Source organism: Nitrospirillum amazonense, from assembly GCF_007828035.1.
Lineage (GTDB): Bacteria > Pseudomonadota > Alphaproteobacteria > Azospirillales > Azospirillaceae > Nitrospirillum > Nitrospirillum amazonense.
This window is the reverse complement of the sequence record NZ_VITV01000001.1, coordinates 901,338-920,116: the sequence shown is the minus strand read 5'-3', so window position 1 is coordinate 920,116 and position 18,779 is coordinate 901,338. Positions and strand designations below refer to the sequence as shown.

Annotated in this window: 17 protein-coding genes; 8 read left to right on the top strand and 9 right to left on the bottom strand. The window is 68.3% G+C overall.

Annotation, left to right across the window (positions count from 1 at the left end):
• Positions 1-7: 7 nt before the first annotated feature.
• The 5 genes from glpX to FBZ87_RS03870 all read right to left on the bottom strand — a co-directional run bounded on the left by glpX (position 8) and on the right by FBZ87_RS03870 (position 5,097).
• Positions 8-979 (bottom strand): class II fructose-bisphosphatase, encoded by a 972-nt coding sequence (glpX, locus tag FBZ87_RS03890; RefSeq protein WP_145609109.1) that lies wholly within the window; start codon positions 977-979, stop codon positions 8-10.
• Between the two features lie 125 nt (positions 980-1,104).
• Entirely contained in the window at positions 1,105-2,400 is a 1,296-nt protein-coding gene (locus FBZ87_RS03885; protein WP_145609003.1) for a homoserine dehydrogenase, read from the bottom strand.
• A gap of 32 nt (positions 2,401-2,432) precedes the next feature.
• Positions 2,433-3,650, bottom strand: coding sequence for an LL-diaminopimelate aminotransferase (locus tag FBZ87_RS03880; RefSeq protein ID WP_145609002.1), 1,218 nt, complete (start codon positions 3,648-3,650; stop codon positions 2,433-2,435).
• Between the two features lie 201 nt (positions 3,651-3,851).
• Positions 3,852-4,493 (bottom strand): hypothetical protein, encoded by a 642-nt coding sequence (locus FBZ87_RS29085; RefSeq protein ID WP_186454551.1) that lies wholly within the window; start codon positions 4,491-4,493, stop codon positions 3,852-3,854.
• 370 nt (positions 4,494-4,863) lie between these two features.
• Positions 4,864-5,097 (bottom strand): hypothetical protein, encoded by a 234-nt coding sequence (locus FBZ87_RS03870; protein ID WP_145609000.1) that lies wholly within the window; start codon positions 5,095-5,097, stop codon positions 4,864-4,866.
• Positions 5,098-5,449: 352 nt separating this feature from the next.
• Between FBZ87_RS03870 and FBZ87_RS03865 the strand changes: the two genes are divergently transcribed.
• Positions 5,450-7,327: a PHA/PHB synthase family protein gene (locus FBZ87_RS03865; protein ID WP_145609108.1), complete on the top strand. Its 1,878-nt coding sequence runs from the start codon at positions 5,450-5,452 to the stop codon at positions 7,325-7,327.
• A 46-nt stretch (positions 7,328-7,373) separates the two neighbouring features.
• Here the strand turns inward: FBZ87_RS03865 and FBZ87_RS03860 are convergent, their stop codons facing one another.
• Positions 7,374-7,943 (bottom strand): CGNR zinc finger domain-containing protein, encoded by a 570-nt coding sequence (locus FBZ87_RS03860; RefSeq protein ID WP_145608999.1) that lies wholly within the window; start codon positions 7,941-7,943, stop codon positions 7,374-7,376.
• Positions 7,944-8,049: 106 nt separating this feature from the next.
• Here FBZ87_RS03860 and FBZ87_RS03855 point away from each other — a divergent pair, with 106 nt between their 5' ends.
• The 4 genes from FBZ87_RS03855 to FBZ87_RS03840 all read left to right on the top strand — a co-directional run bounded on the left by FBZ87_RS03855 (position 8,050) and on the right by FBZ87_RS03840 (position 13,078).
• Positions 8,050-8,556: a lipocalin-like domain-containing protein gene (locus FBZ87_RS03855; protein ID WP_145608998.1), complete on the top strand. Its 507-nt coding sequence runs from the start codon at positions 8,050-8,052 to the stop codon at positions 8,554-8,556.
• A gap of 75 nt (positions 8,557-8,631) precedes the next feature.
• Positions 8,632-9,651: an MraY family glycosyltransferase gene (locus FBZ87_RS30010; protein WP_145608997.1), complete on the top strand. Its 1,020-nt coding sequence runs from the start codon at positions 8,632-8,634 to the stop codon at positions 9,649-9,651.
• A 533-nt stretch (positions 9,652-10,184) separates the two neighbouring features.
• On the top strand, positions 10,185-11,540 hold the full coding sequence (locus FBZ87_RS03845; protein ID WP_145608996.1) for a type III PLP-dependent enzyme: 1,356 nt from the start codon (positions 10,185-10,187) through the stop codon (positions 11,538-11,540).
• 116 nt (positions 11,541-11,656) lie between these two features.
• Complete coding sequence (locus tag FBZ87_RS03840; RefSeq protein ID WP_145609107.1) at positions 11,657-13,078, top strand: homospermidine synthase; 1,422 nt, start codon at positions 11,657-11,659, stop codon at positions 13,076-13,078.
• A gap of 28 nt (positions 13,079-13,106) precedes the next feature.
• Here the strand turns inward: FBZ87_RS03840 and FBZ87_RS03835 are convergent, their stop codons facing one another.
• On the bottom strand, positions 13,107-13,532 hold the full coding sequence (locus FBZ87_RS03835) for a putative toxin-antitoxin system toxin component, PIN family (protein WP_145608995.1): 426 nt from the start codon (positions 13,530-13,532) through the stop codon (positions 13,107-13,109).
• Between the two features lie 7 nt (positions 13,533-13,539).
• Positions 13,540-13,806 carry a ribbon-helix-helix domain-containing protein gene (locus tag FBZ87_RS03830; protein WP_088872782.1) on the bottom strand — a complete coding sequence of 89 codons (267 nt, stop codon included), beginning with the start codon at positions 13,804-13,806 and terminating at the stop codon, positions 13,540-13,542.
• Between the two features lie 234 nt (positions 13,807-14,040).
• On the opposite strand from FBZ87_RS03830, the gene FBZ87_RS03825 reads away from it, so the two are divergent.
• The 3 genes from FBZ87_RS03825 to FBZ87_RS03815 all read left to right on the top strand — a co-directional run bounded on the left by FBZ87_RS03825 (position 14,041) and on the right by FBZ87_RS03815 (position 17,979).
• On the top strand, positions 14,041-15,192 hold the full coding sequence (locus FBZ87_RS03825; RefSeq protein WP_145608994.1) for an ATP phosphoribosyltransferase regulatory subunit: 1,152 nt from the start codon (positions 14,041-14,043) through the stop codon (positions 15,190-15,192).
• A gap of 84 nt (positions 15,193-15,276) precedes the next feature.
• The gene (locus FBZ87_RS03820; protein WP_145608993.1) at positions 15,277-16,569 is read left to right on the top strand and encodes an adenylosuccinate synthase; all 1,293 of its coding nucleotides are present in this window, start codon (positions 15,277-15,279) and stop codon (positions 16,567-16,569) included.
• Positions 16,570-16,713: 144 nt separating this feature from the next.
• Positions 16,714-17,979, top strand: a complete 1,266-nt coding sequence (locus tag FBZ87_RS03815; protein ID WP_145608992.1) for a 3-phosphoshikimate 1-carboxyvinyltransferase — start codon at positions 16,714-16,716, stop codon at positions 17,977-17,979.
• 1 nt (position 17,980) lies between these two features.
• Here the strand turns inward: FBZ87_RS03815 and FBZ87_RS03810 are convergent, their stop codons facing one another.
• The gene (locus FBZ87_RS03810) at positions 17,981-18,493 is read right to left on the bottom strand and encodes a protein-tyrosine phosphatase family protein (RefSeq protein WP_145608991.1); all 513 of its coding nucleotides are present in this window, start codon (positions 18,491-18,493) and stop codon (positions 17,981-17,983) included.
• Positions 18,494-18,779: the final 286 nt, after the last annotated feature.

Below are 18,779 nucleotides of genomic sequence, written 5' to 3'. Positions count from 1 at the left end.
CGTTAAGTTATTTTGCATCCGGAACGAAACTGGTCTTGGTGCGGAGATTGTGGTGCGCCTCAACATAGCGCACCGTGCCGCTCTTCGACCGCATAATCACCGAGTGGGTGTAGGCACCGCCCGGATAACGGCGCACGCCGCGCAACATGGTGCCGGTGGTGACGCCCGTGGCGGCGAACATGACGTTGCCGCTGGCCAGATCCGTCAGGCCGTACTTGCGGTCCAGGTCGGTGACGCCCCAGCGCTTGGCACGGGCACGTTCATCGTCGTTGCGGAACAACAGGCGGCCCTGCATCTGGCCGCCGATGCAGCGCAGGGCGGCCGCGGCCAGCACGCCTTCGGGCGCACCACCGGAACCGACATACAAATCGATGCCGCTGTCGGGCTGCGCCGTGGAGATGACACCGGACACGTCGCCGTCGCCGATCAGCATGATGCGGGCGCCGGCGGCGCGCACGCGGGCGATCAGCTCACGGTGACGGGGGCGGTCCAGAATGCAGACCACCAGCTCCTCCACCGTGGCATGCTTGGCCAGGGCCAGGTTCTTCAGGTTGGTCTCGATCTTCTCATCGATATCGACCACGCCCTCGGGCAGGCCCGCACCCACGGCGATCTTGTCCATGTAAACGTCGGGCGCGTTCAGGAAGCCGCCCGATTCCGCCATGGCGATGACCGCCAGGGCGTTGGGGCCACCGGTGGCGGTGATGGTGGTGCCCTCCAGCGGGTCCAGCGCGATGTCGATCTTGGGGCCATGGCCGCTGCCCACCTTCTCACCGATGTACAGCATCGGCGCCTCGTCGCGTTCACCCTCGCCGATCACCACGGTGCCGTCGATGGCCAGGCTGTTCAGGGCCTTGCGCATGGCGTCCACCGCGGCCTGGTCGGCGGCCTTCTCATCACCGCGGCCCATCAGCAGCGACGCGGACAAGGCGGCCGCCTCGGTCACGCGCACCGCTTCCAGGGCCAGGTTGCGGTCCATAACCAGGCTGATGTCGCCCTTCGGATCGACGGGCGCCTCAATAGCCTTGCTCATAGTCATCTTCCCCCGAGTCTGTGTTCCGTCGGCCCCCTTATTATAAGGCGGGGGTCCGTGACGGTGGTGTGTCAATAATCCTCGATACGGATCATCCGCGGGGTTTCCTGAACCGCGTCCAGTCCGCCTATGACGGTCAGGGCGCGCAACATGGCCACTTCTTCCGTATCGTGGGTGGTCAGCACCACCGGAACAGCCTCACCCGGCGCCCGCCCCCGCTGCAGGAACGACTCCATGGAGACGTTCTGGTCGCGCAGGGCCGCGGCGACGTCGGCGATGACGCCCGGACGGTCGACCACCATGAGGCGCACATAATACCGTCCGCGCCGCGCCGACAAGGGGGCAGGAGTCAGGGGTGCCAGTTGGCCGGCGGGTACGGCGAAGGTGGGGGTGCGGCGGCCGATGGCGATATCCACCAGATCGGCGACCACGGCGGAAGCGGTAGGTCCGGCCCCGGCCCCCCGGCCCACCAGCGCCACCTTGTCGGCGAAGTCGCTGTCGGCGACCACGGCGTTGAACACCCCGTCGGTGGCGGCGATGAGGGACCCCACCGGCACCATGCAGGGGTTCACCCGCTGTTCGATGCCATTCTCCGTGCGGCGGGCGATGCCCAGCAGCTTGATGCGATAGCCCAGTTGCCCGGCGTAGTCGATGTCCAGCGCGGAGATGTGCCGGATGCCCTCGACATGCACGTTGGCGAAGTCCACCCGCGTGCCGAAGGCGACGGAGGTCAGGATGGCCAGCTTGTGCGCCGCGTCCACGCCATCGATGTCGAAGCTGGGATCGGCCTCGGCATACCCCTTGGCCTGGGCCTCGGCCAGGACGTCGCCGAAGTCGCGGCCCGTGGTCCGCATCTCGGTCAGGATGTAGTTGCAGGTACCGTTCAGGATGCCGTGCACCTCGCGCACCTGGTTGGCGGCCAGGCCTTCGCGCAGGCCCTTGATGACGGGGATGCCGCCGGCCACCGCCGCCTCGAACGCCAGGGTCAGCCCCTGGGCCTCGGCTTGGGTGGCCAGCGCCGTGCCGTGGTGGGCCAGCAGCGCCTTGTTGGCGGTGACCACATGCTTGCCATGGGCCAGCGCCGTCTCGACGGTGCGGGCGGCGATACCGTCCGACCCGCCGATCAATTCCACCACCACGTCGACCTGATCGTCCGACGCCAGATCGACGGCGTTGTCGTACCAGCGCACGGACGACAGATCGACGCCCCGGTCACGGGTGCGGTCGCGGGCGCTGACGGCGGTGACCACCATCGGCCGGCCAACGCGCCGGGCCAGCAGGTCGCCTTGGGTGGCGAGCAGCTTCAGGACCCCGGCGCCGACAGTGCCAAGACCCGCGATGCCCACGCGCAGCGGTGCCGTACCCATGCCTTCCCCCTTATCGACCGCAACCATTAGACTTAGACCACTTTTTTGGAGGCAGCGTCGCCACCGTTGCCGGTCCGGTGCAGGAAGCCCCGGATGTTGCGGCAGGCCTGGCGGATCCGCTGAACGTTTTCCACCAGACCGAAGCGCACATGCTCGTCGCCATACTCGCCGAAGCCGATGCCGGGGGAGACGGCGACCTGCGCCTCCTGCAGCAGCAGCTTGGAGAATTCCAGCGAGCCCATGGCGCGGAAGGGCTCAGGAATGCGGGCCCAGACGAACATGGTGGCGGCCGGCGGCGGCACGTCCCAGCCGGCAGCCGCCAGGCCGTCGATCAGCGCGTCGCGGCGCGCCTTGTACATCTGGCGGATTTCCTCCACGCAGTCCTGCGGCCCGTTCAGCGCGGCGGTGGCCGCCACCTGGATGGGGGTGAAGGCGCCATAATCGACGTAGGACTTGAACTTGGCCAGTGCGCCGATGAGCTTCTTGGAACCCACGCCGAAGCCCACGCGCCAGCCCGGCATGTTGTAGGTCTTGCTGAGGCTGTTGAATTCCACCGTGATGTCGCGCGCCTCGGGGATCTGCAGGATGGACGGCGGCGGGTTGCCGTCGAAATAGATCTCCGCGTACGCGATGTCCGACAGGATGTAGATGCCGTGCTTCAGGCACAGCTCCACGATCGGGCGGTAGAAGTCCAGCGTAACCGTCTGCGTCGTCGGGTTGGCCGGGAAGCTGACGATGACGGCGATGGGCTTGGGCACCGAGTGGCGGATGGCGCGTTCCAGCGTCTCCACGAAATTGTCCACGCCCTCCACCACCGGGATGTGCCGCAGGGCGGCACCCGCCAGCATGAAACCGAAGGGGTGGATGGGGTATGAGGGGTTCGGCACCAGGATGACGTCGCCCGGGCTGGTGATGGCCTGGGCCAGGTTGGCCAGCCCTTCCTTGGAGCCGATGGTGACGCAGGCCTCCGTCTCCGGGTCGATGTCGACGTCGAATCGGCGCTTGTAGTAGGCGGAAATCGCCTTGCGCAGGCCGGGGATGCCGCGGGACATGGAATAGCGGTGCGTCTTGGGATTGCGCACGGCCTCCACCAGCTTTTCCACGATGTGGGGCGGGGTGGGCTGGTCGGGGTTGCCCATGCCGAGGTCGATGATGTCCTCACCGGCCGCGCGAGCTCGCGCCTTCATCGCGTTCACTTCGGCGAACACATAGGGCGGCAGGCGCTTAATGCGGTGGAACTCTTCGTTCATGGGACGGTCTGTACCGATTTCAGGGTGGATGGGAGGCATCGTGGCCGATGGGTTTGTATCGTCCCGGCCGAAGCCGGGCGACAGCAATTTCCACAGGGCGGGCATCCCGTTTCAAGACATTTGCTTACAAGAACGCCCGCACCCAGCTAATTTTCCGCCCCAATCCTGCCCACGGACCACATGGGCCCGGGATATGCCGGATTAGTTCTGGGGGGTCTGGCTGGTGCCGTTGGCGGCGGGGGCACCAGCCTGACTAGCCGCGGCGCCGGTGGCGGCACGGGCGGGGGCGGTGGCGGGGGCGGCAACGGGGGCGGCGGGGATGGCATCGGGCACGCGGCCCGGCACGGCGGGCGGCGCGCTGGGCACCACCGGCATCTTGCTTTGGCTGGGCGCGGCCTGGCCGCCGGCGGACGATCCGCCGAACAGCGCGTTTGACGAGGTGGCGCGCTGCACGGACTGCTGGTCGGGGGAGGCCTGGTACTTGTTCAGGTCCGTGGCGATGGAGCCCGCCGCCGTCCGGTCCGCCAGCAGGGCGTCCATGTCCTTTTGCCGGGTGGCGGGATCGGGCACGTCCTTGGGTCGTTCCGGCACGGAGGCCAGGTTGGGCCACACATCGGGCGGCGGCCCCACGCGGCGCACGGGCCGCTCACCCAGCAGCAGGGCCTTGCTGCTGGCGTCATTGGCCATGGGCTCCGGATCCTCGGGGCCATCATGGAACAAGGCCTGGGGCACCAGCTGGCCAGCGCATCCCGCTAGGCTCAACCCGGCGCCCGCCAGGACCAACGCCAGCAGGCCGCGACCGACCAGCACCCGCACGCCAGAGGCACCCGCGGCAGCATCCATGGACGCGCCAAGGGCGGGGCGGGAACGGTTTGGGTGACCTTCCTGGGTGCTTGCACCCGTGGGCCGTGCGTCAGCGTCGGTGAAAATCATGGCCGGATCGTGTATGAAATCCCCACGGGCCGCAAGCGCCGTGACCTGCCGTAACCCAGCCTTCTTACGGCGGCGGAACGGCCGGGCAGCGGGCGGGCGCCCCCGCCGGACCCGCGCGGAACACCTCGCGCGGATGCCGCTTCATCAGAATAGCCCCTTGGTAAGCTCCCCTGGTAATCGAGGCGAAGGAACAAGAAAGCATGGCCGATACCCCGCCCAAGCGTACCCGGTCCCCGCGTGTTTCCAAAACTGCCCCCGAAACCGTCCCCCCCGCCCCGACTCAGCCGAAGGCCGCCGCGAAAGCCGCCGTGAAGACGGCGCCCGCCGCGAAGACCGCAGCGCCCAAGGCCCAGGCACGTGGGACCTCGCCCCAGCCCGCCCCCAAGGCCGCGCCGGTGAAGGCTGCCCCTGCGAAGGCTACGGCGGGGAAATCCGCCACAGCCAAAGCCGCCCCGGCGCCCAAGGCGCCCGCGAAGACCGCCGCCGCGCCAAGGCCGAAAGTGGTGCGCGCCACCCCCATCGCTCCGCCGGTGCCGGGCGCACCGCACCTGAAGGCACATAAGAACCTGACGCGGGAACCGTTGGCGCCCGTGCCCGTTGCCGGTGTGACGGCGGAAAAGGCCAAGGCCGCCCCAGGAGCGGCCCGGGGGGCCGGGAAGCCGGCCAAGGCCGCTGCCGCCCCGGCCGTGGCCGCCAAGGCCCCGCGCCGCAAGGCCGCCCCCTTGCCACCCAGCGTGGTGATGCCGGCCGCCGCCGCGCTGGACGCGCCGAAGCCGCCCCCCTTCATGCCGGCCCCGGCGCCGAAGGCCGAGGTACCCAAGACCGAAGCATCTGCTGCCGAGGCCCCCAAGGCGGCGGCCAAGCCGGTGGCCAAGGATACCGCCAAGGATGGGTCCAATGGCGAGGTCCGTCTGCCCGACCCGGTGGAAATGACGCTGGCCATGAACCGCATCGCGGAGCAGGCGCAGCGGCTGGTGGCCGATTTCGTGGCCCGCCAGGCGCAGACGCCGGCCGACGGCACCGCCGCCGCCGACCCCATGTCCATCGCCGCACCCTTCAGCAGCCTGCCGGCCAACCTGTCCAACCTGGATCCGTTCAACCTGGGCGGCGCCTTCATGGAGATGACGGCCCGGCTGATGGCCGACCCCAACCGCCTGATCGAGGCGCAACTGGGCCTGTGGCAGGACTATCTGGCCCTTTGGCAGCGCACGGCCCAACGCCTGATGGGGGAGGAGGCGGAGCCCGTCATCAGCCCGGCCAAGGAGGACAAGCGCTTCAAGGACAAGTCCTGGGAGGAGAGCGCCGTCTTCGACTTCATCAAGCAGTCCTATCTGCTGACCGCCAAGTACGTGCAGACCGCCGTGCGCGGGGTAGAGGGGCTGGAGGGCAAGACCGCCAAGAAGGTGGATTTCTTCACCCGCCAGTTCGTGGACGCGCTGTCGCCCAGCAACTTCCCCCTGACCAATCCCGAGGTGCTGCGCGTCACGCTGGAGACGGGCGGCGACAACCTTCTGAAGGGCCTGGAGAACCTGCTGAGCGATCTGGAACGCGGACGGGGCCAGCTGGCCATCTCCATGACCGACTATGCGGCGTTCGAGGTGGGGCGCAACATCGCCGTCACCCCGGGCAAGGTGGTCTTCCAGAACGAGCTGATGCAGCTGATCCAGTACGCGCCGCTGACGGAAACGGTGCACAAGACGCCGCTGCTGATCATCCCGCCCTGGATCAACAAATTCTACATCCTGGACCTGAAGCCGGCCAATTCGCTCATCCGCTGGCTGACGGAGCAGGGCCACACCGTCTTCGTCATCTCCTGGGTCAATCCCAATGAGAAGCTGGCCGCCAAGGATTTCGAGGACTACATGGTCGAGGGGCCGCTGGCCGCCCTGGACGCCATCAAGGACGCCACCGGCGAGGAGGGAGTGAACGCCATCGGCTATTGCATCGGCGGCACCCTGCTGTCGGGCACGCTGGCCTATATGGCGGCCAAGAAGGACGCGCGCATCAAGAGCGCCATGTACCTGGTGACCCTGACCGATTTCACCGACGTGGGCGAACTGTCGGTGTTCATCGACGAGGAGCAGCTGGGCGCGCTGGAGTCCCGCATGAAAAGCCGGGGCTACCTGGATGGCCAGTCCATGGCCACCACCTTCAACATGCTGCGCTCGAACGACCTGATCTGGTCCTTCGTGGTCAACAACTACCTGCTGGGCAAGGACCCCTTCCCCTTCGACCTGCTGTATTGGAATTCCGACAGCACCCGCATGCCGCCGGCCATGCACAGCTTCTACCTGCGCAACATGTACCAGAAGAACCTGCTGGTCCGGCCGGGCGGCATCACCCTGAAGGGCGTGCCCATCGACCTGCGCACCATCAAGACGCCCACCTTCATGCTGTCCACCCGCGAGGACCACATCGCGCCGTGGAAAAGCACCTACGCCGCCACCCAGCTTTATGGCGGGCCGGTGAAGTTCGTGCTGGCGGCCTCCGGCCATATCGCCGGCGTGGTCAACCCGCCGGCGGCCAACAAGTACAGCCACTTCCTGAACGACGCGCTGCCGGCCTCGCCCGACGACTGGCTGGCAGGCACCACCCAGGTACCGGGCAGCTGGTGGCCCGTCTACGCCGACTGGCTGAAGCAATACGCCGGCCCGCAGGTGCCGGCCCGCACGCCGGGCGACGGCAAGCTGAAGCCCATCGAGGACGCCCCCGGCAGTTATGTGAAGGTGCGGGTGGTGGAGTAAGCGTGAGCGGGCCGGGGGCGACCAGTCCCCGGCCCGATTGCCTTTATCAAGCCCCCTCGCGCTTGCGCCGGCGGAACTCCGCCACCTTGGCCTTGGTGCCGCAGCCTTTCATGGAGCACCAGCGGCGGTCGCCGGCACGGGAGGTGTCGACGAAGAACAGGGTACAGGCAGGCGATTGGCATTGCCGGATGGGTGCCCCGCTGCCGAACAGGTGCACCGCGTCGCGCGCCACCGTGGCGATGAAGGCCGTCATGGGGCCCGAGAGGCGCACGTTCCCAGACTGGGAGAGGGCAGGTGTCGCCGCCGGCAGGGCGGCCACCTGATTCAGGACATCCAGCGCCGAATCGACGCTGCCGTTGGGTGGGCCGCTGCCGCCATGCCGATGGACGGCCAGATCGTAAATGGCCTCGCGCAGGCGCCGGGCCAGCGCCAAATCCCCCTCGTCCGCCGGCGGTGCCGTGTCGGTCAGGCCAGCCGCCACCATCCAGCGCCGCACGTCCTCCGGCACCGCCAGCAGTTCGCGCGGCGCGGGCTTCAGCCGCGCCTGCAAGGTGGCCGGCAGATCGATGGCGGGGCAGCCGCCCCGGAAGCGGAAGCCGTCACGCTCCTCTGCCATAAGGTCGTTCTGTCTCATGTAACCGTATTGACAGGTTTCAAGATTGGGGGCAACCATCACGTCATTGAAACCCGATGAACCGGTTACACGAGAGGGAGGGAAAGCGATGACGCGTTTCAACAAGGGGCTGTCCGCCCTGGCCATGCTGGCCGTCCTCGGCGCATCCACCGCCGCCCGCGCCACCGACCTGATTTCGCTGGAGGGCACCTGGGTGATGGACGCGGCGTATGAGATCCATGCCGACGGCAGCCGGACGACCAACTATGGCGAGCACCCGCTGGGCCTGCTGACCGTCGACTCGGCCGGCCGCTACAACATGCAGATCTTCCGGGTGGGCCGGCCCGCCTTCGCCAGCGGCGTGAAGACCCAGGGCACGGCGGAGGAGTATCGGCAGGCCGTCCTGGGCTCCAGCACCCACTTCGGCACCGTCCAGATCGACCGGGCGCATCACCAGCTGGTGTTCGACGTGCAGGCGGCGTCATTCCCCAATTGGGAGGGCAAGCGGCAGGTGCGCGACTACACCTACGACGGCGGGCTGCTGAGCTATGGCGTGCCGGCCAGCGCCTCGGGCGACGGCACCGTGGCCTATTCAGTGTGGCGCAAGGCGCCGTGACCCCTGGCCGCATCACGGGACGTCGACCGCGCCCGGCCTTGTGAAGCCACCCCGAGTCGCTTACAAGAGGGGCCCATGTCCATCCTGACCCCCTTCCTCTGCCTGTTCCTGCCCTTCCTGCTGGCGCTTGGCCTGGTGGGGGCGGCCACCTGGTGGCTGAAACGGCGCCAAGTCATGGATCAGCCCAACGAGCGCTCCAGCCACACCCTGCCCACGCCGCGCGGCGGCGGGCTGGGGGTCGTGCCGGCCCTGCTGGGCGCCTGGGCCGTCACCGGCCTGGTGGCGGGGGATATGGACACGCTGTGGCCCACCATTGCCGCCGCGCTGGCCCTGGCTGTCATTTCCTGGGCTGACGATCTGGGCGGCGTGCCGCCCGGCTGGCGCCTGCTGGCCCAGGTGCTGGCCGTGGCCGTGGGCCTGTCGGCCCTGCCGTCGGAAGCCCTGGTGTTCCAGGGCTGGCTGCCGCATTGGCTGGACCGCTTCGTGGCCGGCTTGGCCTGGGTGTGGTTCGTCAACCTGTTCAATTTCATGGACGGCATCGACGGCATCAGCGCGGTGGAAACCCTGTGCCTGGGCTTAGGCCTGGCCGCCGCCTACTTCGCCGCCGGACTGATGGGGTTCATGAGTTCCTACGCCCTGGCCCTGGCCGGCGTGGCGCTGGGCTTCATCGCCTGGAACTGGCACCCTGCCCGCGTCTTCCTGGGTGACGTCGGCAGCGTGCCCCTGGGCTTCCTGTCCGGCTGGCTGCTGCTGCGCGCGGCAGGCGACGGCCTGTGGCTGCCGGCCCTGATCCTGCCGCTATACTATCTCAGCGACGCCACCCTGACCCTGGCCAAGCGCCTGTGGCGGCGGGAACCGGTGTGGCGGGCCCACCGCCAGCACTTCTACCAGCAGGCCGTGCGCCGCCTGGGCCGGCACGACCTGGTGGCCCTGGCGATCCTGGCCGCCAATGCCGCCCTGGCCGCCAGCGCGATCCTGTCGTTCACCGACCCCAGCTGGGTGGTGATGGCGCCCATCACCGTCGTGGCCCTGCTGGCCTGGATGGCCCAGGCCAAGACGGCGTCCAAAGGCCAGGCGGACGGCGGCGCCACCTGAGTCCGGCCCTGCTTAACAGGTTCCTTACTCAGCCTTGCGATGAGCGGGAAGCGCACCTTCAAAAATTTAAGTTTGCTTGGGGCGACAAATCGCCTAAATACAGAGTTCGCGACGCACCCGCACGTGCCACTGGCCCCTGGGTTCCGGTCATCGAACATGGCCCGAACCCTTGGATGGTTAAGCAACGACGTTAGGCGTCCTTTTTAAGCAGATCCGGCCGAAGTGACTGGGCCGGGCCTTGAGAGGGAACCAACATCATGCTTTCCACCATAAAACGGGCGGTGAAGCGGTAAGCCCCTTCTGGTCCTGACGCGTCTGTTGACGCTTTGAGGTCTTAAGGTCGACGGATCGACCCGATGGCCCGGCAATCACGGCGCTAGACCAGATCATTCCCCTTCCCACCGATCGCTGACGTTGAACGGCCCCTGGCGCCACCGCCATGCCCGTTTCCCCGCGCGGTCCCTGGTTCAGCCGAATGAAGCCGGCTCCCCGTACGCCTGAGGGCGACGACCGAGCCGGACAGGGGTATTGCTATGGCCTATCGTTTCCGTTCCGCCGTTTCCCCCCTGCGCCGCGTGCGCGCGCAGTCCCGTCCCTCCGCCGTTACGGCGCCCGCCCCCACCGTGGACAGCCTGGTCGCCAGCCTGGCGCCGGCGGAGCCGATGCACTGCCTGCGTCCGCGTCAGGTGGCCGCCAACGCGCGCGAGTTCATCGCCGCCTTCCATGACGCGGTGGAGCAGGCGCTGGGCGACGGCGAGCGCGGCACCGTCATGTACGCGGTGAAGTGCAACCCCGACCCCACCATGCTGCGCGCCCTGACCGAAGGCGGCCTGCGCCATTTCGACTGCGCCTCCCCCGCCGAGATCCGCCTGGCCCGCCAGATGTATCCGTCGGCCGCCGTGCACTACATGCACCCGGTGAAGAACCGCGCCGCCATCCGGTCCGCCTATTTCGAGCAGTCGGTGCGCGACTTCTCGCTCGATTCGGCCGATGAACTGGCCAAGATCGTCGAGGTGGTCGCCGAGGGTGTGACCGGTGCCGACGGCGTGGACGCCCGCCTGGACCCCGTGGCGGCGGGCCTGGGCCTGATGATTCGGCTGGGCATGCCCAAGGGCCAGGCCGCCTACGACCTGTCGGCCAAGTTCGGCGCCGCCTTCGACGAGGCGGTGGCCCTGCTGCGCGGCGCCCGGCCGCTGGCCATGCGCGTGGGCGTCTGCTTCCACGTCGGTTCCCAGTGCATGGACCCGCAGGCCTACACCCGCGCGCTGGCCATTGCCGACGCCGTGGTGAAGGCCGCCGGCGTCGCCATCGACGTGGTGGACGTGGGGGGCGGGTTCCCCGCCCGCTACCCCGACATGGACCCGCCCCCGCTGGCCGACTATATGGCCGCCATCCGCGACGGCCTGGTGGCCATGGATCTGGCGCCGAACGTGCAGGTGTGGTGCGAGCCGGGCCGCGCCCTGGTCGCCACCGGCGCCTCGGTCGTCGTCCAGGTGGAACGCCGCCGTGGTTCGGAGCTTTTCATCAATGACGGCGCGTACGGCAGCCTGGCCGACGCCGGCGCCTTGGGCATGCGGTTTCCCGTGCGCCTGATTCGCCCGACGCAGGCCGAGGCGCTGCAGGAGTTCAGCTTCTGGGGTCCCACCTGCGACAGCGCCGACTATATGCGCGGTCCCTTCCTGCTGCCCGCGGACATCCGCGAGGGCGACTGGATCGAGATCGGTCAGCTGGGCGCCTACGGCGCCGCCTTGCGCACGGCCTTCAACGGCTTCGACCAGGCCCGCCTGGTGGAGGTCCGCGACGCCCCGCTGGTGGCGACCGCAGGCCTGGTCTCCGCCCCGGTTCGGCGGAATTCGCGATACGGCATATTGCGTCGCCGCATCGCTTGAGGCAAACACGGCGCTCTTAATTCAACAGAGGGGCCGGCGCCCGTGAAGGAACGCCGGCGAATTCGCGACAGCAACAGACGGTCGGTCAACCGTTGGTAAAGCCCGGAGAGTTTATGATGTCCCATTCCGTGAAACATGCCGCCATCCCCGGGCGACTTTATATCATCGGTTTCGGCAGTATCGGCCAAGGCGTGCTTCCCCTGGTGCTGCGGCACCTGGACATCACCGCCGACCGCATCACCATCATCACGGCCGACGCGCGCGGCCGGGACGAGGCGGCCCACTACCAGGTGGATTTCCAGATCCGCCCCCTGACCCGCGACAACCACCGCGACATCCTGGTGCCGCTGCTGCGCAAGGGCGACTTCGTCCTGAACCTGTCGGTCGACGTCTCCTCCCTGGCGCTGGTGGAACTGTGCCAGGAGGCCGGCGCCTTCTACCTCGACACCTGCATCGAACCCTGGGTGGGCGGCTATACCGACCCCAGCCTGTCGCCGTCGCTGCGCAGCAACTACGCCCTGCGCGAAGCGGCGCTGGAGCTGAAGACCCGCTACCCCGGCGGCCCCACCGCCGTGCTGACCCACGGCGCCAACCCGGGGCTGGTGTCGCACTTCATGAAGCAGGCGCTGCTGAACATCGCCGAGGACAACGGCCTGGACGTGGCCGTGCCCACCACACGCGACGGCTGGGCCCGCCTTGCCCAGCGCCTGGGCATCAAGACCGTGCACGTGGCCGAGCGCGACACCCAGGTGGCCGACCGCCCGCGCGAGCGGGGCGAGTTCGTCAACACCTGGTCTATCGACGGCTTCGTCAGCGAAGGCTGCCAGCCGGCGGAGCTGGGCTGGGGCACGCATGAGCGCCACTTCCCCGCCGACGGCCAGCGCCACGACTTCGGCAGCCAGGCGGCCATCTTCCTGAACCGCCCGGGCATCAGCACCAAGGTGCGCACCTGGACGCCGATGGAAGGCCCCTTCCACGGCTTCCTGGTCACGCACAACGAGGCCATTTCCATCGCCGACTATTTCACGGCGCGGAACGAGGACGGCAGCGTGGCCTATCGCCCGACCTGCCACTACGCCTATCACCCCTGCGACGACGCCATCACCTCGATCCACGAATTCGTGGGCAAGGGCTATGTGCAGCAGGAGCGGCAGCGCCTGCTGATGACCGAGATCGTCGACGGCATCGATGAGCTTGGCGTGCTGCTGTGCGGCCACGAGAAAGGTGCCTACTGGTACGGCTCGCAGCTGACCGTGGCGGAGGCGCGCGAGCTGGTGCCCTACAACAACGCCACCAGCCTGCAGGTCTGCGCCACCGTCCTGGGCGGCATGGTCTGGGCCCTGGAGAACCCCACCCAGGGCCCCGTCGAGGCCGACGAGGTCTCGTTTGAGCGGGTCATGGAGATCGCCACGCCCTACCTGGGGCCCGTGGTCGGCGTCTACACCGACTGGACCCCCCTGGACGGCCGCGAAGCCCTGTTCCCCGAGGATCTGGACCGCGAGGACGCCTGGCAGTTCAAGAATGTGCGGGTGGTTTGAAGGGGCAAAGCCCCCGCCCTTCTTGGCCTTAAGTTGGCGGCATCAATCCGAATAAGGTCAGAAAGTCACGAACAGTCAGAATTTTAGTGCCCTCGAACCGCCGCAGGCTCAGCAAATCCTGTTTATCGCCGGTAATCAGGAAATCCGCGTCACCTGCCAATGCGGTGGCCAGCAGGTAATTGTCAAAGGGATCGGGTGAGGCGGAGACTGTCGGCAAAGGCTCCACAATCTCCGCAATCTCACGCATGTCATTGATCAACTGACCCGCTATGGCCGGCGGCAGACGCGCCCGTATCTTCGGGTAGCGGGTGACACGCATCAACTCGTCCAACTGGGGCGTCGAGACAAGCAGGCTGAAGCTCCCCTCTCGCCAAAGGGTCACCAAGCGGGCCGGCAGTGAGGCTTTTGCCAGCAGCGCGCTGATCAGGACGTTGGTATCAACGACGACGCGCACCGGTCAGTCAGGCTTTGGGCGTGCGATCTTGCCGCGTCGCGGCGACGGCTTCGTTCAGGAGATCATCCAGATCGTCTGGCGACATGTCATCGAACCCGCCACGTGCCTCCGCCATGGTCTGCTCGAACACCCGCCACTTGACCGCCTCCTCAATGAACTTGGAGAGATCGCCTTTCTTCATGCCACGTTGGGCCAGGAAAGTGCGAACGGCGATATCGGTCTTTTTAGAAACCGAAACGCTCCAGCGCGTTGTTTCAGAAGAGGTGTCGGACATGGCGCAGCCTATGGGCGGATAAGCATATAAGAGTATAAGCGCTTACCCGCCGAATACGAGAGGCTTCGCCTCAGTTTCTTGTGCTCCCTAAAGGCCAGGCACACGGTGAGGTTGGCCCCGCATGCCCCCTCCCCAGCGGGCGCGGGGCTTAAACAATTGCGTGCCGGGCGGCCAGCGATTAAAGACCCGTAACGGGCACTGTCGCCCTTACGACGCCCGGGACCCTTCTGCATTATGACTGACAGCGCCGACGAGGCCATTGCGGCCAAGGCCCTGCTGCCGGCCGGCTTGCGCGATCTTCTGCCGCCCGCCGCCCAGCACGAGGCCCGCATCGTGGAACAGCTGATGGCGGACTTCGGCCGCCATGGGTACGACCGGGTCAAGCCGCCGCTGATCGAGTTCGAGGAGGGCCTGCTGGCCGGGCCCGGCGCCAAGCTGGCGCACCAGACCTTCCGCCTGATGGACCCGGTGTCCCAGCGCATGATGGGCCTGCGCGCCGACATGACGCTGCAGGTGGCCCGCATCGCCCAGACCCGTCTGGCCAACGCCCCCCGCCCCCTGCGCCTGTCCTATGCCGGCCAGGTGCTGCGCGTGAAGGGGTCGCAGCTGCGCCATGAGCGCCAGTTCGGCCAGGTGGGCGTGGAACTGATCGGCAGCCTGCGCGCCGAGGCTGATGCCGAGATCGTGCTGCTGGCCACGGAAGCCCTGACCAACCTGGGCGCCGAGGGCCTGACCGTGGACCTGACGGTGCCCACCCTGGTGCCGGCGCTGTTCCGCTCCCTGGACCTGGATGAGGCCACCCAGCGCGCCGCGCGCGAGGCCCTGGACCACCGCGACGCCGCCGGCTTGGCCGCCATCGGCGGAGCCGCCGCCGAGCTGCTGGGCCGCGTGATGGCCTGCTGCGGCAACGCCCCCGCCGCCGTGGAAGCGCTGGCCGCCGTCGAACTGCCGGCGGAGGCGGAGCCGGAACGCCAGCGCCTGGCCACCGTGGTGAACCTGATCGTCAGCGCCGCCCCGCACGTCCAGATCACGATCGACCCCGTGGAACAGCGCGGGTTCGAATACCAGACCGGCGTCAGCTTCACCATTTTCGCCCGTGGCGTGCGCGGAGAGATTGGGCGCGGCGGCCGCTATCGCACCCTGGCGGGGGAACCGGCCACCGGCTTCACCCTGTTCACCGACACGGTCATTGAGTCCGTGCCCGGGCCGGCGCCGGCCCGCCGCCTGTTGCTGCCCCATGGCACCCCGGCGGCCCAGGCCCAGCGCCTGCGTGAGAAGGGCTGGGACACGGTGGCGGCGCTGGAGCCGCTGGACGATGAGCCGGCCGAGGCCAAGCGCCTGGGCTGCAGCCACCTGTTGCGGGACGGCTGGACCGTCGAGGTCTGAGCGTCCACCTGTTTGGAAATCCTGCGGGTGCCGCATCGCCGCCCCGCGCCTGCTATTGAGCGCCGTTTTAGAGGGAGAAGCATCATGGCCAATGTCGCGGTCGTCGGCTCGCAGTGGGGTGACGAAGGCAAGGGCAAGATCGTCGACTGGCTGTCCAGCCGCGCCGACGTCATCGTCCGTTTCCAGGGCGGCCACAACGCCGGCCACACGCTGGTCATCAACGGCGTCACCTACAAGCTGTCGCTGCTGCCCTCCGGCGTCGTTCGCCCGGGCAAGCTGTCGGTCATCGGCAACGGCGTGGTGGTCGATCCCTGGGCCCTGCTGCGCGAGATCGAGAACATCGCAGCCCAAGGCGTGCAGATCACCCCGGAAAGCCTGATCGTGGCCGAGAACGCCACCCTGATCCTGCCGCTGCACAGCGCGGTGGACAAGGCGCGCGAGGAAGCGCGCGGCGCCGGCAAGATCGGCACCACCGGCCGCGGCATCGGCCCGGCCTATGAGGACAAGGTGGCCCGCCGCGCCATCCGCCTGTGCGACCTGGCCGACGAGGCCGTGCTGGAGCACAAGGTCGACCAGCTGCTGTTCCACCACAACGCCCTGCTGCGCGGCCTGAACGCGCCCGAGATCGACCGGGCCGAGCTGCTGGCCCAGTTGCGCGAGATCGCCCCGCGCATCCTGCCCTACAGCGCCGTCGTCTGGCAGCGCCTGGAGGAGGCCCGCGCCCAGGGCAAGCGCATCCTGTTCGAGGGCGCCCAGGGCGCCATGCTGGACGTGGACCACGGCACCTATCCCTTCGTGACCTCATCCAACACCGTGTCGGGCAACGCCGCCGCCGGCAGCGGCATGGGCCCCGGCGCCGTCGGCCACGTGCTGGGCATCACCAAGGCCTACACCACCCGCGTCGGTTCCGGCCCCTTCCCCACCGAGCTGTTCGACGACATCGGTGAGCTGATCGGCGCCAAGGGCAAGGAATTTGGCGTGGTCACCGGCCGCAAGCGCCGCTGCGGCTGGTTCGATGCCGTGCTGGTGCGCCAGGCGGTGAAGGTCGGCGGCATCGACGGCATCGCCCTGACCAAGCTGGACGTGCTGGACGGCATCGAGGAACTGAAGGTCTGCACCGGCTATCGCTACAAGGGTGAGGTCATCCACCACCTGCCCGCCGGCCAGTCGGCCCAGGCCGAGGTGGAGCCCATCTACGAGACCTTCCAGGGCTGGACCGAAAGCACCTACGGCGCCCGGTCCTGGGCCGAGCTGCCGGCCACGGCCATCAAGTACATCCGCCGCATCGAGGAGCTGATCGAGGCCCCGGTGACCCTGCTGTCCACCAGCCCCGAGCGCGACGACACCATCCTGATGCGGGATCCGTTCCAGGGGTGAGGATAAGCCCGGCGGCGTGGCGGTCACGCCGCCGGTAGCCCGCGACGGCGGGCGCCGGAGCTTTCCGGGGAGCGTAGCGGACTGGAAAGCGAGGATAGCCAAGCGGCCGGATGGCCGCGCCGGCGCTTGAGGAACAAGGAAAAAATGGGTACGGGCGCGACAACCATCATCCCGCCGCAGGGTCCGCTGAAGGGCCGGGTGGCGCCGCCGGGGTCCAAGTCCATCACCAATCGCGCCCTGCTGCTGGCCGGCCTGGCGGTTGGCACCAGCCGGCTGACGGGCGCCCTGAAAAGCGACGACACCCGCTACATGGCCCAGGCCCTGCGCGACATGGGCGTGGGTGTTGATGAGCCCGATGACACCACCTTCGTCGTCCATGGCACCGGCGCGTTGAAGGCCCCAGCCCAGCCGCTGTTCCTGGGCAACGCCGGCACCGCCACCCGTTTCCTGACGGCCGCCGTGGCGGCGGCGGTGGACGGCACCGTGGTGGTGGACGGCGACGCGCACATGCGCAAGCGCCCCATCGCCCCGCTGGTGGCAGCCCTCAAGACCCTGGGCGTGGATATTGACGCCCCCACGGGCTGCCCGCCCGTAACTGTGCGCGGCCATGCTGGCGGATTCGCTGGCGGCCGGGTGGAGATCGATGGCGGGCTGTCCAGCCAATATGTTTCTGCCCTGCTCATGATGGGTGCCTTGGGGTCCCAGCCCACCGACGTGGTGCTGACCGGTGCCGACATCGGCGCCAAGGGCTATGTCGATCTCACCACCGCCGCCATGGCCGCCTTCGGCGCCCGGGTCACCCACCCCAGCGACACCGTCTGGACCGTCGCCGCCACCGGCTACCAGGCCGCCGACTTCGCGGTGGAGCCGGACGCCTCCGCCGCGACCTATCTGTGGGCGGCCGAGGCCCTGACCAGTGGCGCCATCGACCTGGGCACCCCGGCCGACGCCTTCACCCAGCCGGACGCTCGCGCCTACGATTTCATTCGCCTGTTTCCGCACCTGCCGGCCGTCATCGACGGGTCGCAGATGCAGGACGCCATCCCCACCCTGGCCGTGCTGGCGGCCTTCAACACCACGCCCGTGCGCTTCACCGGCATCGCCAACCTGCGGGTGAAGGAATGCGACCGCGTGGCGGCATTGGCGACGGAACTGTCGCGCATCCGCCCTGGCCTGGCGGTCGAGGAGGGCGACGACTTGGCTGTGGCCAGCGACCCCGGCCTGGCGGGCCAGAGCCTGCCCACCCGCGTCGAGACCTACGCCGACCACCGCATCGCCATGAGCTTCGCCCTGGCGGGCCTGAAGATCCGCGACATCACCATCCTGGACCCCGGCTGCGTCGCCAAGACCTATCCGGGTTACTGGAAGGCGTTGGCCAGCCTGGGCGTGGAGCTTCGGGACGAGGCCTGAGTCAGACCAGCAAGGGCAGCGCCTCGGCGAAGGATTGCACCCAGGCACGCTGCCCTTCCGTGTCCGGGACGGGCACGCCCCGCGCCTGGGCGATGCGGGCGAACGCCGCCGATGCATCCAGGCCGGTACTGGCCATCACGCAAGCCGCCAGCAGTGACGACCGGCCGATACCCGCCCGACAATGCACGGCGACCGATAGGCCTGCCGCCACGTCCCGGGAAAGGCGCCGCGCCAGGGAGGCCACCTGGCGCCGCGAATCCGGCACCCCCCGGTCTGGAATGGGAAGGCTGGTGAAAGCCATCCCCAGCCCCCGGCACAGAGCTTCCTCGCTCATAAGGCCCAGTTCGCTGACCTCCGCCGGTTCCAGCAGGCTGATCACTTCGTTGACCCCGGCGGCGTGCCATGCAGCGACCTCATCCTCCAGCCAGTCGCCCGCCCGGGGCCTGGCCATAATGGCCAGCCGGCCTATCCAAGGCGGGTCACCGGAGGCGATCCAATAGAGCGCTGGTTGCATTCGATCCCCTCTCGTCAGACGATGCGCGGTCATAACGGCCCTAATCGGCCTGCTCTTGATATAAATTTGGTGAGCGCCGCCGGATTGGGCGGAAAGTCCATAATGGACTGGCTGGGCCTTCCACCTGCCAATGGGCGGTCCATCAGCATACTCTCGATAATGGCCTGCGCCGGATTGATACTCCACGGCGCCGCCATTTGGCTCCCGAAGTTCTTTCGCCTGGAATAGGCGTCGACCAACCTGGGCGTGGCCCTCGGGGACGAAGCCTGACCCATCGCATAGCCCC

What these genes read in the sequence shown, in the direction of transcription:
- glpX (WP_145609109.1), bottom strand. Translation starts at nt 979, where the DNA reads ATGGACCGCAACCTGGCCCTGGAAGCGGTGCGCGTGACCGAGGCGGCC.
- FBZ87_RS03885 (WP_145609003.1), bottom strand. Translation starts at nt 2,400, where the DNA reads ATGGGTACGGCACCGCTGCGCGTGGGCATCGCGGGTCTTGGCACTGTC.
- FBZ87_RS03880 (WP_145609002.1), bottom strand. Translation starts at nt 3,650, where the DNA reads ATGAACGAAGAGTTCCACCGCATTAAGCGCCTGCCGCCCTATGTGTTC.
- FBZ87_RS29085 (WP_186454551.1), bottom strand. Translation starts at nt 4,493, where the DNA reads ATGGATGCTGCCGCGGGTGCCTCTGGCGTGCGGGTGCTGGTCGGTCGC.
- FBZ87_RS03860 (WP_145608999.1), bottom strand. Translation starts at nt 7,943, where the DNA reads ATGGCAGAGGAGCGTGACGGCTTCCGCTTCCGGGGCGGCTGCCCCGCC.
- FBZ87_RS03855 (WP_145608998.1), top strand. Translation starts at nt 8,050, where the DNA reads ATGACGCGTTTCAACAAGGGGCTGTCCGCCCTGGCCATGCTGGCCGTC.
- FBZ87_RS30010 (WP_145608997.1), top strand. Translation starts at nt 8,632, where the DNA reads ATGTCCATCCTGACCCCCTTCCTCTGCCTGTTCCTGCCCTTCCTGCTG.
- FBZ87_RS03845 (WP_145608996.1), top strand. Translation starts at nt 10,185, where the DNA reads ATGGCCTATCGTTTCCGTTCCGCCGTTTCCCCCCTGCGCCGCGTGCGC.
- FBZ87_RS03840 (WP_145609107.1), top strand. Translation starts at nt 11,657, where the DNA reads ATGTCCCATTCCGTGAAACATGCCGCCATCCCCGGGCGACTTTATATC.
- FBZ87_RS03830 (WP_088872782.1), bottom strand. Translation starts at nt 13,806, where the DNA reads ATGTCCGACACCTCTTCTGAAACAACGCGCTGGAGCGTTTCGGTTTCT.
- FBZ87_RS03825 (WP_145608994.1), top strand. Translation starts at nt 14,041, where the DNA reads ATGACTGACAGCGCCGACGAGGCCATTGCGGCCAAGGCCCTGCTGCCG.
- FBZ87_RS03820 (WP_145608993.1), top strand. Translation starts at nt 15,277, where the DNA reads ATGGCCAATGTCGCGGTCGTCGGCTCGCAGTGGGGTGACGAAGGCAAG.
- FBZ87_RS03815 (WP_145608992.1), top strand. Translation starts at nt 16,714, where the DNA reads ATGGGTACGGGCGCGACAACCATCATCCCGCCGCAGGGTCCGCTGAAG.
- FBZ87_RS03810 (WP_145608991.1), bottom strand. Translation starts at nt 18,493, where the DNA reads ATGCAACCAGCGCTCTATTGGATCGCCTCCGGTGACCCGCCTTGGATA.